The sequence below is a fragment of the Bifidobacterium sp. ESL1133 genome (assembly GCF_058107325.1).
Genome location: NZ_JBYLUI010000007.1, coordinates 36,591 through 51,493 on the forward strand (window position 1 = coordinate 36,591; position 14,903 = coordinate 51,493).

Consider the following 14,903-nt stretch of genomic DNA (forward strand, 5'->3'; position numbering starts at 1 on the left):
TGCTTGTGCTTGTGCTTGTGACTGCGTGCGCACAAATGGTATGTGCGTTTTCTTGACAGTTCGCACATCAGTGTTGTGTTTTCTGTTCGAATCGGTTCCGAAGGCGCTACGTAGCCTTATACTGGAGGTGAATCTGACTCCTAGGAACACGAGGAAGCATGACAACTATTCTGGTCACCGGTGGCGCTGGTTACATCGGCACACATACCGACATCGAACTGCTGAACAAAGGGTACGACGTGGTGAGCGTCGACAACTATGGCAATTCCTCTCCCGAAGCGCTTGAACGCGTCGAGACGATTACCGGCAAGAGTGTGAAACGCTACGACGGTGATGTGCGCGACGAAGCGCTCATGAATCGCATCTTTGACGAGAACCCCATTGACTGGGTGATTCATTTTGCCGGGCTCAAGGCTGTGGGCGAGTCCGTAGCCAAGCCGATTGAGTATTATGACAACAACCTCAACAGTACATTGGTGCTCCTCAAGGTGATGAAGGCACACGATGTCAAGAAGATCATCTTCTCCTCGTCCGCCACCGTGTACGGCGATCCGGAAGAGCTGCCGCTTACCGAGGACAGCCGTACCGGAGGCACCACCAATCCTTACGGCACCTCAAAGTATTTCCAGGAGCAGATGCTGCGCGACGTGGTCGTCTCGGACCCGAGTTGGACCGTGGTGCTGCTGCGTTACTTCAACCCGGTCGGTGCCCACGAATCCGGGCTGCTCGGTGAAGATCCCAAGGGCATTCCCGCCAACCTCACCCCCTACATCGCCAAGGTGGCGCTCGGCGAGCTGAAGGAAGTGCAGGTGTACGGCACCGATTACGATACTCCGGACGGCACTGGCGTGCGTGACTATATTCACGTGGTTGACCTGGCCAAGGGGCATGTGGCGGTTATCGATCACATCGATGATTCCGGTGTGTTTGTCTATAATCTGGGCACCGGCCACGGGTATTCCGTGCTTGAGGTCATCAAGGCCTACGAAAAGGCAGCCGGCCACACGATTCCTTACGCGCTGAAGCCTCGCCGTCCTGGCGACATCGACGCTTGCTACGCCGATGCGTCCAAGGCTGAGCGCGACTTGGGCTGGAAGGCAGAGCTTGGCATCGACGATATGGCTCAGTCCTCGCTCAATTGGCAGACCAAGAACCCCAACGGATTCCGCAAGTCCTGAATCTGAGGTCTTGAGTTTGAAGTTCTGAATCTGAAGGGCTAAGCCCAAGATCATGAGTCTGAGGTCTTGAACCTGCTGTTGTGCCACTTCTCTCATGGGTGTCGCCGCTACGCGTATGTAGCGGCGACACCCATTTTCGTACTCTGCTCTTATACGGCAGCTTCCCGTAGAGCTGTTGTGGTGTGATAAGGGAGAAGTTGGTTGCTTGGTAGCCAACTCATTCGGCATGAGCTGCTGGGGTGCGTCTAAGAGACTGAGGATGGAGACAGCAGAAGACGGATACGGCAGAGGATGGTGGCCGGTGGGCTACACAATCTTCCTGCTGGCAGCCCACCGTGTGAGTTCCGACCGATTGGAGAGCTGGAGTTTGCGCAGTACCGAACTCATGTGGGTCTCGACGGTTTTGGTGGTAATGAACAGTTCGGCGGCTGTTTCCTTGTAGGTGTATCCGCGTGCGATGAGCCGCATCACGTCCTGCTCGCGGGCGGAGAGTCTGTCGAGCTCTTCGTCCTGTTGCGCGGGACTGGTGCCTTGGAATGTTGACAGTACGAATCCGGCAAGCTTGGGGGAGAAGACCGCATACCCTAGGGCAACCTGTTCGATGGAGCTGACCAGATTGGCTGTGTCGATCGTTTTGGTCACGTATCCGCGTGCACCTGCTCGGATTACGGCACCCACGTCCTGCGGGGCATCAGAGACTGAAAGCGCCAGGAATTCGGACTTTGGAGCAAGAGGCTTTGAACGGGTGAGGATTTCTGCTCCGCCGCCATCGTTCCCGCCGGGGACGTGCACGTCTAGTAGTACCACGTCGGGTTGGGTGGCCGAGATCATATTGACGGATCCGTCCACATCCGCAGCTTGGCCTACGACGGTGAAGTGCGGTTGCAGCGAGGCGAGGATGCCTGCCCGGAACATGGCATGGTCGTCTACTACCGCGATGCGAATGTGCTCGTTTGTGCAATCGTTGCTTACCGAATCGCTATCTGCCGGAGCGTCATTCATGGGGCTGTTATCGGTCTGTCTGCTGTTCATCACATCCCGCTTTCCGTGGTATTGGTTGATACGTTGACATGTTCGGCATGCGGTTGTGGTGTCTTGCGTTCCGAGGCGATTGGCATGTGCATGCGGACTTCGGTTCCCCAATCGTTCTTCGAGACGATATCCACCGTGCCACCGCGCCGTTTGATGCGACCTACGATGGATTCTCTGATGCCCAGTCGGTCTGGGGGCACCGCAGCAGTGTCGAACCCGTCTCCGTGGTCTCTGACAAAGACATCCACAAAGGTTTTCCCGGCTTCACAATACACGGATATCGGTTCTTTGCCATGCTGAACGGCATTGAGCAAAGCCTGTCCCGTAGCTCCCAGCAGCGCATCGGTTTGTGCGGAAGGCTGCGCATCGCCAACAGTAACCACTTCGATGGGTTTGCTATGCTCATCCTCGATGCGTGCAGCTATTTCCTTGATGCCGGCATTCACCGAACGTTCCGGTGCGGCCCGCTCCTGGTAGAGCCACTCTCTTAGATCCCGCTCCTGGCCGCGAGCCAAAGTGAACACGGTCTGGGGTTCATTATGATGCAATTGAATGAGTGCGAGTGTCTGCAAAACGCCATCATGAATGTGAGCGGTGATGTCTGCACGCTCCTCCTCACGTTCCTTGAGCGCACGTTGCACACCGAGGTCGTGGATAAGCCTGTTGAACCATGGAATGGTGGCTACACCTGCAAAAGCCAACAACACCAATCCGGATGCAATCGTTTTCAACGGGTTGCGCAACATTGAAGAGTTGGCAAGAATAAAGAGAGCATACGCTGCAATGATGAGCAGCAAGCTCAGCAGCATGGAGCGGAACTGGCCTTCATCCTCGCCGCCGAATCGGAACCAACCCACTGCGATGCCGCAGATCGCGATAAGTGCTGGCAGTATGGTGCGTGTTGGCAGAGGACTGAGCGCCATCACTGATGCCAGCATAATCGCAGCCAATCCGGTGAATGCGAACAAAGCCGGCTTGGATGCTCGCTCAATGGCGGCGCTGAACCCCTCCTTTGCATGCGAGTCCGAATCTGATGACGTGTGGATCGTCGGTGAGTCAGACGGCCCATAAGCAGACCCGTTCACGTGTGTATTTGTCTGTGTTTGGGCCTTCTGGCCACGGCCGGCGGTGCGGTCGGTTGGTTCCAGCGGCACAAAAATCCACAAGAACATATATGCCACCAGACCGGCTCCGAACAGGAAAGTGGTAAGGATGAAACAGATACGGATCAACCTTACAGAGATGCCTAAGTGCACGCTCAATCCGCGGCAGACACCGCACAAGATACGGTGTCGGCGCGCTCGCAGCAGCGGTGGCCGCTGGTGCTGCTCTGGTGCGTTGGGCATATGGTTCATACATATATTGTGCATGCTGATGATGATTTCAACATGGGATTTTGCAAAATTCAGGGTAAACTCAGGGTGTTCCCTGATACGTTCTGAGAGTTTCGTGTGCTGTAATGGCATTATGAGCAACACACACAATAATCGATGGCAATATGAGTCCGGTCGTTTCTTCACCTGGATCCGCAGAAGCGGATTGATGCGTGGCGGTGACCGCTGGGTCGGTGGCGTATGCAGTGGTCTCGCCTCGCGATACGGCGTCAGCCCGTCATTCGTCAGAGCGGTGGTGGGAGCCTCCTCATTGGTGTTTGGATTTGGTCTCGCATTCTATGCGGTGGCGTGGGTGCTGCTTCCCGACGTTGAAGATGGGCGTATCCTCGGCGAGGATACGATACACGGGGAATGGAGCTGGACTTTGATCGGTCCAATCATTCTTTTGATTATGGCAAGCTGGATGCCGGGGCTTGGATTGTTGATTTTCCTTACTGCTGTCATCGTGCTGTGCATTATGGTCAATACGCTTGTCCATCAAGCAAGGGAAGGCGACAACGCTCCTTATCGTGGTAATTCATCCAACGCTTCTCCACCTGCCGCAGATGCCTCGTTTGGCAGTTCCACCAGTGCTCAATACGGAGACTGGAGAGACGGTGCAGCCATGAATGGCAATGCTTCTGCCGGCGTGCGGTCTGAGCCTGAACGCAATGGGATGCGTGGCGGAACAGGGCAGCCTTATCAGCAGGGCAATGGGCAGTGGAATCAATCCGGCAGTGCTGCTGGAGATCAGGGAACGCCGTACATGCCACAAGGTGGCGCGGCCACTGCACCTTTTGGTACCACTTATGTGTCGACTCCAGTGTCTGCGCCTCCACGCAAGCGCAAACCTAAACGTTTGCGTCGGCGTCCTGCCGGAGCTGTTGTCACACTCTTGTCTTTCGGTCTGGTGTTCCTGATTGCTGCCGCAGCTTGCGGGTCTATATTGTTCGGCAATGCATATTTCAGCGGCGTGCTGCAAGTCATCGGTGTCGCCGTGGCCGTGATGTGTTTGGTGGTCGGTATCGTCATCGTTACTCTTGGAGCACGTGGGCGGCGTGCCGGCGGCATGAACGTTTTGGCTGTTCTTGTGGTGTGCGCTGCAGTGCTGACATCCGCTTTCTATGGTACCCTCGTCGCCGAAGGATACGAGTCTCTACCATACAAGCGCAGCTATAACAGCGAAAGTGTTGACGGTTTCGTGCATCATTCTGTAACACAAGACAAAATGCAACGGTTGAACAACGGCGTTTCATACTATGGAACGGACTACGACAGTTCTGTGCTTAACCTTGACCTCAGTGAGTATGCCAAAACTGCTGGCACGCATAAAATGACACAGGAAAACGGGGAGACTGTTGATTCCGGCTGTCCCGCAGGGCGAATCAATCTGACCGCATACAACGCGCAGATAGTGGTGACGTTGCCTCGCGGATGCTCGTTCATGCTGACCAATGTTCGCGAGGGGCTCGTAGGTATCTACAATAGGCAGGACGGTAAGCAGGCACACCTCATCTCGGAGCATGACGGATCTCGGAAGGTCGAGGTGTATAGCAAAGACGATCATCGAGACCTTGGTGGCTTTGAATGCGGCGTAACGCCAGATGCTGACACGGACGATAGTGATGGAATAAACCTGGAGTGCAAGGACTCCGATGGGTATTACTATTTTGGCAGTGTAGACGCTGATAAGCATATTTCGATGTATGGCCGAACGGGTAGAGGGTACTGGTATGACGGGATGCCGTTGAATACCCTGATTCCGGGCGCACGTACGCTTGGCTCGCCGTATGGCATGATGACCAGCGACGGGTTCAATATGCAGTTGCATATGAGTCAGCAGAGTGACAATCGCCCGCTTCCCAAAGAGAGCGAATACCAGTGGATGAGCGAGAACGGTACCATGCCGCAAAACGGTCCCGAACTTATTATTTCAGCCAGCGAACTGGTCCAGGCACAAGTCCGAGTCCTGTACCCGGATCAGGCGGATCAGCAGTGATCGTGCCTGAACATGGCAGCGAGCAATCCCGATGGGCACCTAGAACCAATATTCACCAGACCGCAGCACACTTGAAGGAAGACATCATGACAGACTCCCATAGAACAGAGCACTCTGTGCAAGAAGAACATGTGCAAGAAGAACATGAAATCCATGACCGCGACGTTCGGGATGGTACGGAAGATATGGCTACCGAACAGCTACCGACGGCAACAACTGTAGGTGAGTCAGCGGATACCATGCCGATAGGAGGTGATCAATCCGAGATGGAGCATGCTGACACAGACAAGGAGACAGATACGGTCGCAAACACAGCCACATCCGCAGGTGCAGACGCATTCACTGACGCAGCTGCAGCCGCAGGTGCAGACGCATTCACCGACACAGCCGCAGCCGCATTCATGGACACGACGAATACCACATATCAGCATCAGTATGATGGTCAGCGTCAGAATGAGAATCAGCAGCCTGACCGGCAACCACAGCAGGTGCCTTTCTACCAGCCCAATGTCGAACAACAGCCTGTGCAGCAACCGGTGATACCGGCAAAAACAGGACCCAGTACGGTCACTATTGTCGGGGGTGCCATGGTGTTAGTGGTCGGTGTACTGCTGTTTGCTGTCACTATGTGGTTTCCCGATAACCAGATTCAGAGTGTGGGGCAGAACTCCAAAGTACTGGTCACGGCCGGGCTTGCGTTGATAGGCATCCTGTTGCTGGTTATTGCGTTGTGCTGTGGCATCGTTGGTGCCATACACAATCGTGCAGCGGATAAGCAGTCACGATTCCAGACTCAGCTTCAAACCCAAGCTCAGCCGCAGTACCAGTCCCAACCTCAGTACCAGGCGCAGCCACAACCTCAATCTCAGTATCAAACTCAGCCACAGTCGCAGCCGCAGCCTCAAACACAATTCCAGTCCCAGCCGCAGCCGCAGTATCAGCCTCAGTCTTCTCAATCGCAGATGCAATTCCAGCCGCAAACGCAAACGCAACAGCCTGATGACGCCGACACTGCTGGAAACCCATCTCGGCAATCTCAGCAGTGCGACTGATCTATGGCGTTGCTGCCCGACTGATCTCTTGCGTTGCTGCCTGTTGTCTCTTACCAGACGAATAGTCCGAAGAACGACAACAGCAGCAACGTCAGAACAGCTGCGATGAGGGTCAATACCATCGTGCTGGTGCGCGCTACTCCCCAAGATGAAGTTCCGGTCAGTTTGTCTGCGTCTGCGGCAGCGGAATCGTCTGCAAAAGCAGCTGCAGTAAAGCCGCGATGATCAGCACTGGTCTGCTTATAGTAATGGTTGCGCCACAGCGCCACCAGCAGCCATGACAGCAGTAGCACATCGACGAGAGCTAAGACGTGCAAGCCAACCCACCCACGGTGAAGTGTCGCAGTATCTTGCGTCAGTTTCATAGCGGCACTTACCGCTATGCCCGCATAAGCGAACACTTCCAGCAAACTGGCCAATGCGGCAACGCCGGTGAGCGTGAGCGGGACCGCAATCCGCTTCGGCACCTTGTGCGGTGTGCGCTGCCGGGGGCGTGAAGAGAATAGTGCACGGATGACCTTGCAGATACCGATGCATATGGCAAGCACAATAGCCAGAACGAAGCACACCAAGGCTGCGGCGATTCCTGCAGCCAGCACGTTGATGGAGGTGATGAGCCCCGGGCGTGTGCTGGTCGGAGCGGCATATTCCTGATGAGGCTGTGACCCTGCAATCAGCGGAGTTGACCACTGGATCGTTGTGGTACCTGCAGTAGCGCAATTCGTCCAATCGTCCAGGTTCCTGGTGTAATGAGAATCGAGAGGAAGACCGGGTTTTGATGTTTTCGCGCCTACGCGCATCTGATGGTTGGCCGGGTAGTAGCGCAAGGTGACGTTGCTGTTGCCGGCCGTCTTGGCGGTTTCGGTAATGAGTTTGGCGCCCTGCTCAATGGGCATGGCCGGATCCTCAGTGCCATAGTTGATGAGCAATGGCATGGTGAGATGATGAAGATACTGTTCCGAAGGAAAATCCGCATAATCCGGGCCGAACGGGGCAAGGTTCATGCTGAGAATGCTGTCCACGGTGCTTTTGAGGCCATCGGGCGCTCCAGCCAAGGACAGGTAAGAGTTAGCTGCCATGGCCATCTGATGCCTGCCGGACAAGGCCGGCGGTGAGGTGAGGATCATGAACGCGATGTTCGGGTCGATGGCCGCCATGGCCTCACTGATCCACGTGCCCTCGGACTCGGCATACAGGCCTGCCTTCGCGGGATCGACTCCCGCTTGGTGCCGCAGTACATTGAGGGATGCCTCATAGTCGTGGGCCATGTTCTGATAGTTGCGATGAGTCAGAGTATAGGTGTCGAGGCGCTTGCTGGGCACCAAGGTGACGATACCGGCGGTGGCCATGGACCGCGAAAGATCTTCATACACTTCAGCCGCTTTGCCGGTGCCGGCACCATGAATGAACAGGCATGCGGGTCTGCCCGATGGGGCGCCGATGGGTTCGCGAATAATGGCATCTACGCTGACCCCCTCAGCCAGTGTCACACGAGTGTTGATGGTGCGAACATCATAGGTCCCTTCTTGAACCGGGTGCATGTTCCTGGCCCGAACCTCGGTGTTGCGCTCACTGACCGCAATATGGTCCGTATACGGTTCCGCTCTCCATTGCGGGGCCATGGCCTGGCCGAGCGCACTGAATATAACCATAAGCACGGCTAGGGTGGCAAGATAGGGGAGTGTTCGTTTCAGCAATCGCATGAGTGTCACTGTAACTCACCGCCTCTAGGTGTGCGCTTACCGCGTTGCGCGAGCGTCACGAGCGGCGCCTGAACAACGATGGTTTGGCGGTGCAGATGATGGTGTGGTGGCACGGTTGTCTATATGTAGCAGCGCACCATCACTGTGCAGACATGCATGTTATTGCGCTGACTCAGCCTCTTCCAAAGACGAAAAGCCGCCCAACAGCACCGTATTGCGAATGGTTGCCTCGCTGAGATTGGCATTGTTGGCACCATACTGTTCCACAAGGTGCTCGTACAACGCCAACGTGGCATCGGAATACGTGCCCAATTCCCCGCGCAGGTAGGTTTCGAACGACGTGGTGTCAGCGGTGTCTTCATCCGATGTCAGTACGCGCATCGATTCACCAAGGTTGTGGTAACGCTCGCGGAATTCAGATGCCCACTTCACTTGTTGCACAATGATGCGTTCCTGTTTGGCGATGCGCTGGGCCGACAGCTGCGGTATGTACGGTTCGATATTGCGGTGGTATTCGTCCGGTACAGTCGATTCCATCATGCGGCCATATTTTTCGGTGACCAGGTTGCGCCCTACCCGTTCGGCCTCTTCCAGATCCGCTTCATAACTGGACAGCAGCGGCTCGTCCCACGTGAGGAATTGGCTGAGGCGCATTTGGTAGAACATGGGCCAGTTGCCTTGGCATGCCGCCCGTCCGCCCTCATTGGTGGTGTCTTGGAACTGATTCCATTCATGCTGGATAATGGATTCCCGCAATTGGTTCATGTGGATATCCTCCTTGGTTGGCGTGGCCACCGTCGGCGCGGTTGCTGTTGGAGTGGCATTGTCTGTGGTGATGGAGTTGCTGCTGTCGGTATTGGACATGGTCTTCCTTTCGTTGCCGAGGTTTCGGTCTGTCTGGGAAAGGTCGGCTCGTGAGTTGCACACGGATCTGTGCTGGTCCGTGTGCTCTTTTCTGCGGGGTGTATGTGCTGTGTGGTGGATTGCAGGGCCTGCGGTTGGTCAGTTTAGTTGGTCAGTCGGTAGGTCGGTCAGTTGGTTCTTAGTGTGCCTGATACGGGCGGATATTTGGTTATATGCTGTGCAAGGTGGGGTCGTTGCTGCTGATATGTGCCTCCACGTAAGGGCGCTGCCATTCGAGGAACTGTTCGTGTGACTCGGTGAGTCCCTCATCAAGCAGCTCCTGCACGACAAGCGAGCATATTGTTTCAATGGTGCGTTGCAGCCGGTCCTGCAGCTGGTCTTGCAACTGAAGCTGACCATCGTGGTGTGTGGTTGGCCGGCGCGCGCTGTCTGACGGGGCATCGGGTTGCGGATCGGTGAGATCGGTGCTTGGGGTTGGGAACCATGCGGCGCCGCAGGTTTGTATCAACGTTTCCAGCAGTTCGCAGATGCCGGGCAGGCGCGCTCCCATGCGTGAGCTGAGCTGCCTCATCGCCCGGAACCGCCATTTGTAGTAGGGCAGGTAGCCGGCGCTGGCTGGCTCGTTGATAAGGAAAACCAGTGAGCATGCGCTGTTCACGAACTCGTTCAACGACAGCCAAGCCGCTTGAACGTCACCTCGCTTAATCATGCGCGGCACATTGTATTGCCCCGCTTGTGCCATCATGCCCAGCCGGCGAGAAATCAGGGAGAGGCGCACGTCTTCGGGCATGAGTTTAAATCCTTGTCGCGTCCTGGAGAAGGTGCCCAGCGGGTCTGCGAATACTGCTCCATTGGTGGCCGCTGCAAGTGTTGGTTCGTCGAGCAGCAGCCATTCATGCGGTTTGTCTGCTTGTGGAGCTTGCTGGAAGCCGGTGATCGATGCGAAGAAATCCCCTATGTCAAAGACTCCGACGCGCCGCCCGGCTCCTTGTGCCCGTGCGGTTTGTTGCTTGTGCGAGAATCCCATGAATTCGGTTGGCAGAGCGTCATAGTCGGCTTGCAGCTGTGCGCCGATGGCTTGGTAATCGTCATGTTCCAGCCACAGGCAGAAACCCGGTCCAAAATCGTGGTCCTGTGATTGCGCGTCGTCAAAACCGTAGCATTCCGACCCATGCCCCACCAGTCCTGCAGCGATGCGCCCCCGGTATTGCGGGTAGCGTTCCAGCATGGGTTTTCCATACGCTTTCCAATATGCGCGTGACAGTTCCAAGCCGCGAATGTCTGCGGTCGCAGGTTGCGCGCTTTCCGGCCGCGCGGTTGCCGGGCTTGTGTCCACTGGTGCGGCAGCGGTTTCCTCGGCAAGCGCGATGGTGTCTTCGACGGCATCCAAATTCGCAGCAGTGGTGCGGTAGTAATCGGTGTTCTTGCCGTAGCATGTTTCGATGACCTGCAGTGCTTGGCGATAGCTGTTGGCAGCCTGCTGCAAATCTCCGGTGGCGAAGCAGGCTTGGGCGAACCCGGCAAGGGCGGAAGCGTAGTGCGCACTGTGCTCAAGGTGCTCGGTTCGGTAGATGTCCAATGCGGTCGAGGCATGGCTGAACGCTTTGCTGAGTAGCTGTTGCTGTTCTTCACGCGGCGAATTGTGGGCCTGCTCGATCAGTACCAGGGCCAGATTGGTGTGGGTTGACGCGGTGTCGATGCTGATGTTCGGTGCCGGTGTTGCGGCGGAAAGGATACGCAACGACTGTTCGAGTTCGCTGCTGGCACCTGCGAAATCGTCGGTTTCGCTGTCGAGTATGGAAATGTTGTTGTGTAAAGCGGCCAAACGTGGGTCGTTCTTTGGGAAGGTCTGCTCGGCAGATTCCAACGCTTGGGTATAGATGGCTTTGGACTGGTCGTAGCGTTGTGCTGCACGCAATGCCGTGGCGGCGTTGATGAGGGTGGTGGTCCAGGCCTCGCTGCCTTCGATATGCATGGAACGTCCGAGCTCCAGTGCTTGCTGTGCCAGGTGCTGATTGTCTTCGTGCCGGCCTCGTGAACGGTAGAATCCCATGGTTTCGTTCAGCACCGTCAGCTGACCTGCTTGATCGTTGCTGCTCTGGGCATCGTGCAGTGCCTGCAGCAGGTACGGTTCGGCTTTGGTTGATGCCTCGTGCGCGGAGAAAATGGCGTCGAGCCCACTGAAGAACTGCTCGGCGTTGAAAGGTTGTGTACTGTCCATTTTGCTCATCCTGTCCGCGCTGCCTAGGTCTTCGTTCGATTGTAGACGGGTTGGACGGGTTTTGCAGTCCAAAGACTCAAAAACAGAAGGGAAAGGACTGGCAAAGGCCGGGGTTCATGAGAGGGAGGGGAGGACGGGTTGTCCGCTCGCGCGGGAAGCAAAATAAACGTTTGCCGGGCTGTAATACAGTGTGCTCGGCAAACGCGATATGCACAAAGTGTATGTTGTGTCACACTTCCACTGGCTGCATGCGTTCAAGCGCGTCGGTGTGCGTTTCGTAGCGCCACGTGTAGATGGCCAGCATGAGCACTGCTATGGCTGCGGGTGCTATACCGCCCAACGCCGGAGCATGGTAATCCATGTGGGCGGAGGAAAGCATGAAACCGCCGAGCGCTGATCCCAAGGCATTGCCCATGTTGAACGCAATCTGCACGGCTGCTCCTCCGATGAGCTCCCCGCCGCCAGCACCGGCTTCAGCCATGAGGAGCTGCTGTGGGGAGGCGATGAAGAACATGGCAAAAGCGACAACGAACGTGAGCATTGCGGTGACGACGCGGGAACCGGGGATGAATGCGATCCAGGCCAGACCGATCACTGAAATCATCTGCCCCAAGGCCGCTGTTCCGCCATGCCGCCAATGATCGGCGACACGTCCGCCACCAAGACCTCCGAACACCATGCCGAGTCCTGCCAGCATCATGAGCCACGGTACGGTTTGCGTAGCATACCCGCCAACATGGTTCAACCATGGCGAGACATAGCTCCACCAGCTGAAAATACCGGTGTTGCCGGCAAACGTGGCGGCGATGATGAACCATGGGCCCGGTTTGGTGAGGAATCGGAACTGCCCGGCGAGCCCGGTGTCGGCCACGGGATCGATGTGCGGGAGCCACATCACCATGAGCAGCGCGGTGCAGGCTGCGAGAACCGCCAGTGCCAGGAAGGGCAGTCGCCACGACATATGCTCGGCAATGAGGGTGCCGGCAGGGACTCCGAGCATATTGGCTACCGTTTGTCCCGTTACCATGATGGATACGGCCTGTGCTTCCTTGCCTTTGTCGGCAAGAAGTTTGGCTACGAGCGTGGCGGTGCCGAAGAATGCACCATGCGGCAGCCCTGAGATGAATCGTGCGGCGATGAGCATGCCTGCGGAAGGGGCGAGGAAACTCATAAGGTTGCCGGCCAGTGCAATCAGCATCAGTACGACCAGCAACTGCTTGGGACCGGCCTTTCTGCCGATGATCAGAATGAGGGTGCCCACGCACACGCCCACGGCATAAGCGGTGATGAAGTTACCGGCCGAGGGGATGCTGATATGCAGGTTATGTGCCGCCTGGGTCAGGATGCCCATCATCACGAATTCAGCTGCGCCAAACACAAAGGCGCCGCCGGCGAGTGCAAGCAGACTTTTCTTCATGAGTTCCCCAAACGCGAAAGGATCAAGTGGTGTGGATAGGACGAGTAAAGAGAAACCCCTTGGAGTACAAGGGGTTTCAATCTGGTCGGGCTGGCGAGATTTGAACTCGCGGCCTCTTCGTCCCGAACGAAGCGCGCTACCAAGCTGCGCTACAGCCCGATTGGTAACAGAATTAGTGTACAGCAGCCCCTCGGCTTTATGCTCAGTGCGTGTCGGGAGAGCCGTGAAAAGAAAGGCGTCATCGAGATAAAACAGTACCAATTGCACGGTTTTACGTGTAGTGACGCTTCGGTACACTCGGAAGCTATGACTGAAATGAATGCTGCCGGAACTCCCGGGAATGAAGAAGAGAACCATACGCCGGCATTGTCGACGGTTGAACGCGCGCAGCTGCGACTCAAACAGGACGAGACCATCGCGCAGCGAGTCCAGGACGGTGCGTCGCTCGAGGAGGCGATCGACCCGACCAACAAGGAGTTCGGGCCGGAAGCCAACCCCGAACAGGTGCAGATGCGCGTGGCAAAACGAGCCATGATGCTCAAGAACGGGGAGCAGCCCTACCCGGTGCACCTTGACGTGACCGACACCATCGAAGCGGTGCGTTCCCGTTACGACGGCACGCTCGAGGCGGGCGAAGAAACACAAGATGTGGTCGGTGTTGCCGGCCGTGTGCTTTTCCTTCGCAACGGCGGCGGCCTGTGCTTCGTGCAGCTCTCCGCAGGCGACGGCACCAAGATTCAGGGCATGATCTCCAAGAAGGAAGTCGGTGCCGACTCGCTCAAGGAATTCAAGCAGATGGTTGACCTTGGCGACCACCTCTTCCTCGAAGGGCGCGTCATCGCTTCGAAAACAGGCGAGCTCTCAATCTTCGCCTCACGCTGGCAGATCGCGGCAAAGGCGCTCCAGCCTCTGCCCGCCCTGCACAAAGACCTGACGGACGACACTCGTATCCGTAAGCCTTACGTCGGCATGATCGCCGACGAGAAAGTGCAGCGCATGGTGCGCCGGCGCTCGCAGGCAGTCACCTCGCTGCGCAACACCTTTGCCAAGAGGGACTTCCTCGAAGTGGAAACGCCTATGCTCCAGACGGTGCATGGGGGAGCTGCGGCGCGTCCCTTCACCACGCACATGAATGCCTTCGACATCGACCTGTACCTGCGCATCGCCCCTGAACTGTTCTTGAAGCGCTGCCTGGTGGGCGGCATTGAGCGTGTGTTCGAAATCAACCGCGATTTCCGCAACGAAGGCGTGGATGGCACGCATGCCCCGGAGTTCACCATGCTTGAGGCGTATCAGGCCTACGGCACGTACGACACCATTGCCGAGCTGACGCAGAGTCTCATCCAGAACGCCGCCATCGATGCGTTCGGCTCCACCAAAGTGAAACTTGTGGACGGCAGCGAATACGACTTTGGCGGTGAATGGAAGCAAATTACGATGTATGGCTCCCTCTCCGAGGCTCTGGGCGAGGAAATCACTCCTGAAACCAGTGTGGATCACCTGGGGGCCATTGCCGACAAGCTTGGCGTGGAGCGGGACGACGTGGAAAACCACGGCAAACTTGTGGAACATCTCTGGGAGCACTTCTACGAGGACAACCTCTACGAGCCCACCTTCGTGCGCGACTTCCCGGTCGAGACCAGTCCGCTGGTCAAGGGACACCGCACCAAGCCCGGCATGGTGGAAAAGTGGGATCTCTACGTGCGCGGCTTCGAGCTTGCCACCGGTTACTCCGAGCTCAATGACCCGGTGGTGCAGCGTGAACGTTTTGTGGCGCAGGCCAAGGACGCGCTTGCCGGCGACGTGGAGGCAATGGACATCGACGAGGACTTCATCGAAGCTCTTGGCGTAGGCATGCCCCCGGCTGGCGGCATGGGCATGGGTATCGACCGTCTGCTCATCGCACTGACCGGCGCGACCATTCGCGATACCATTACCTTCCCGCTGGTCAAACCGCTGCAATAAGAATTGTGTCACGCGCCGTGCAATGTTGTGTACTTGTGTACGGCACGAATCGCAAGGTATTGCCGGATGTGGTGGGCTGTGGTTGTTCCTTCCACACTG

Annotated in this window: 10 protein-coding genes and 1 tRNA gene; 4 read left to right on the forward strand and 7 right to left on the reverse strand. The window is 56.8% G+C overall.

The window, feature by feature from the left end:
• The first annotated feature begins 158 nt into the window (after window positions 1-158).
• The gene (gene galE, locus AC3B5A_RS07310; RefSeq protein ID WP_489760331.1) at window positions 159-1,178 is read left to right on the forward strand and encodes a UDP-glucose 4-epimerase GalE; all 1,020 of its coding nucleotides are present in this window, start codon (window positions 159-161) and stop codon (window positions 1,176-1,178) included.
• Window positions 1,179-1,484: 306 nt separating this feature from the next.
• Here the strand turns inward: galE and AC3B5A_RS07315 are convergent, their stop codons facing one another.
• Both AC3B5A_RS07315 and AC3B5A_RS07320 read right to left on the reverse strand, forming a co-directional pair.
• On the reverse strand, window positions 1,485-2,180 hold the full coding sequence (locus tag AC3B5A_RS07315) for a LuxR C-terminal-related transcriptional regulator (protein ID WP_489800038.1): 696 nt from the start codon (window positions 2,178-2,180) through the stop codon (window positions 1,485-1,487).
• Window positions 2,181-2,209: 29 nt separating this feature from the next.
• Complete coding sequence (locus tag AC3B5A_RS07320; protein ID WP_489800039.1) at window positions 2,210-3,556, reverse strand: ATP-binding protein; 1,347 nt, start codon at window positions 3,554-3,556, stop codon at window positions 2,210-2,212.
• A gap of 121 nt (window positions 3,557-3,677) precedes the next feature.
• On the opposite strand from AC3B5A_RS07320, the gene AC3B5A_RS07325 reads away from it, so the two are divergent.
• Window positions 3,678-5,582, forward strand: a complete 1,905-nt coding sequence (locus AC3B5A_RS07325) for a PspC domain-containing protein (RefSeq protein WP_489800008.1) — start codon at window positions 3,678-3,680, stop codon at window positions 5,580-5,582.
• A 185-nt stretch (window positions 5,583-5,767) separates the two neighbouring features.
• Window positions 5,768-6,634, forward strand: coding sequence for a hypothetical protein (locus tag AC3B5A_RS07330; protein ID WP_489800009.1), 867 nt, complete (start codon window positions 5,768-5,770; stop codon window positions 6,632-6,634).
• Between the two features lie 50 nt (window positions 6,635-6,684).
• Here AC3B5A_RS07330 and AC3B5A_RS07335 read toward each other — a convergent pair whose 3' ends face one another.
• The 5 genes from AC3B5A_RS07335 to AC3B5A_RS07355 all read right to left on the reverse strand — a co-directional run bounded on the left by AC3B5A_RS07335 (window position 6,685) and on the right by AC3B5A_RS07355 (window position 12,998).
• Window positions 6,685-8,337 (reverse strand): alpha/beta hydrolase family protein, encoded by a 1,653-nt coding sequence (locus AC3B5A_RS07335; protein WP_489800010.1) that lies wholly within the window; start codon window positions 8,335-8,337, stop codon window positions 6,685-6,687.
• 159 nt (window positions 8,338-8,496) lie between these two features.
• Window positions 8,497-9,102 (reverse strand): DUF4125 family protein, encoded by a 606-nt coding sequence (locus AC3B5A_RS07340; protein WP_489800040.1) that lies wholly within the window; start codon window positions 9,100-9,102, stop codon window positions 8,497-8,499.
• Window positions 9,103-9,409: 307 nt separating this feature from the next.
• Window positions 9,410-11,422: a DUF4037 domain-containing protein gene (locus AC3B5A_RS07345; RefSeq protein ID WP_489800011.1), complete on the reverse strand. Its 2,013-nt coding sequence runs from the start codon at window positions 11,420-11,422 to the stop codon at window positions 9,410-9,412.
• A 229-nt stretch (window positions 11,423-11,651) separates the two neighbouring features.
• Window positions 11,652-12,839 (reverse strand): MFS transporter, encoded by a 1,188-nt coding sequence (locus AC3B5A_RS07350; RefSeq protein WP_489760326.1) that lies wholly within the window; start codon window positions 12,837-12,839, stop codon window positions 11,652-11,654.
• 82 nt (window positions 12,840-12,921) lie between these two features.
• Window positions 12,922-12,998: transfer RNA gene (locus tag AC3B5A_RS07355), tRNA-Pro, on the reverse strand.
• A 156-nt stretch (window positions 12,999-13,154) separates the two neighbouring features.
• Between AC3B5A_RS07355 and lysS the strand changes: the two genes are divergently transcribed.
• Window positions 13,155-14,804 carry a lysine--tRNA ligase gene (gene lysS, locus AC3B5A_RS07360; protein WP_489800041.1) on the forward strand — a complete coding sequence of 550 codons (1,650 nt, stop codon included), beginning with the start codon at window positions 13,155-13,157 and terminating at the stop codon, window positions 14,802-14,804.
• Window positions 14,805-14,903 lie beyond the last annotated feature (99 nt).